Annotated in this window: 2 protein-coding genes; one reads left to right on the top strand and one right to left on the bottom strand. The window is 57.2% G+C overall.

The features are described 5' to 3' along the window. Positions 1–905, top strand: a 905-nt coding sequence (locus B2R17_RS21240; protein WP_286765557.1) for a U32 family peptidase, incomplete at its 5' end; no start/stop codon positions are given. Between the two features lie 13 nt (positions 906–918). On the opposite strand, the gene B2R17_RS21235 is transcribed toward B2R17_RS21240, so the two are convergent. Next, positions 919–1366: UdgX family uracil-DNA binding protein (locus tag B2R17_RS21235; protein ID WP_286765556.1), on the bottom strand; the 448-nt coding region annotated here is incomplete at its 5' end.

The following is a 1366-nucleotide window of genomic DNA, read 5'->3' as shown; positions in this document are numbered from 1 at the left end:
TGGTACGTCCCATCGCGAAAACAGAGGCGGAATCCGATTCGCCGCCACCGCAACTGTCCGTTTTATGCCGGACTCTCGATCAAGTACGCGGTGCGATCGCTGCGTCGGCAGAACGAATCTACGCTGATTTTCACGATCCACGCGATCACAAAGCCGCGATTGCTTTGGGGGCGGAACACAAGGCGAATGTTTGGATCGCGTCGCTTCGAATTCAGAAGCCCGGCGAGATGGGATTACTGAAACAGATCCTCAAACAAGCTCCTGCGGGGTTGCTGGCTCGCAATCTGGCGGCGGTACGGATGGGCCTCGAGGCGGGCATTCCAACCATCGCTGACTTTTCGTTGAACGTTGCCAATCACCGATCGGCAGAATGGTTGATGGATCAAGGCGTCCAGCGAGTCACCGCGTCATACGATTTGAACGCCGACCAATTGGACCAACTGGTCAGCTCGATGCCAGCGGAGTGGTTGGAGCTGGTTCTGCACCAGCACATGCCAATGTTCCATATGGAGCACTGTGTGTTCTGCAGCGTGTTGTCACCGGGCACCAACAAAACCAATTGTGGTCGTCCATGCGATCGGCATGTTGTGCAGTTGCGAGACCGCGTGGGAAAACTGCACGTGTTGCAGGCCGACATCGCTTGCCGAAACACTCTGTTCAACGCCACGCCTCAAAGCGGAGCGGAAATCGTCAGCACCATGGTCGCTCGCGGTGTCGGTTCGTTCCGAGTGGAATTGCTGAGCGAAAACGAGACAGAAGCGGAATCGATGCTGACTTTGTACCGCCGTCTGCTGTTGGGCGAGATCCCTGGCCAAGACGTTTGGCGATCGTTATCGGCCGAGAATCGAGTCGGCGTGACCCGCGGCACTCTGGAAGCCAAACGTAACCCACTGGCAATTCTCTAGTCACGACGCAGCTTCAAGGTAGCATCCGGTAATGCTCCGCCGCGAAGTGCAGGTCTTCGAGGAACGCTTTCCGCATCGTTTCGCGAGTCGCTTCGTTGGGCACTCTCAAAATCGCGGACGGGTGATACGTCGCGATCGTCCACTTGGCATGATCCGAACGCTGCACTTGACCGCGTGACTTCAACAACCGAAATCCGGGACCGAGCAAGACTCCTGCCGCGGTTGCTCCAAGAGCCACAACCATTTTCGGCCGAATGACGTCCAGCTCGGCTTCCAACCAAGGCCGACACGCTGCGACTTCTCTGGCGGCAGGTTTGACGTGCAGCCGACGCTTGCCGGTCGGTTTGAATTTGAAGTGTTTGACTGAATTCGTGATGTAGAGTTCCGCCGGATCCAACCCAACCTCGCTCAAGGTCTCTCGAAGCAACTGACCGGCAGGTCCAACAAACGGTTCGCCCGTG

The organism is Rhodopirellula sp. UBA1907 (assembly GCF_002337565.1).
GTDB classification, from domain to species: domain Bacteria; phylum Planctomycetota; class Planctomycetia; order Pirellulales; family Pirellulaceae; genus Rhodopirellula; species Rhodopirellula europaea.
Note: the sequence above shows the minus strand (reverse complement) of the source record. Positions and strands in the feature narration are given on the sequence as shown.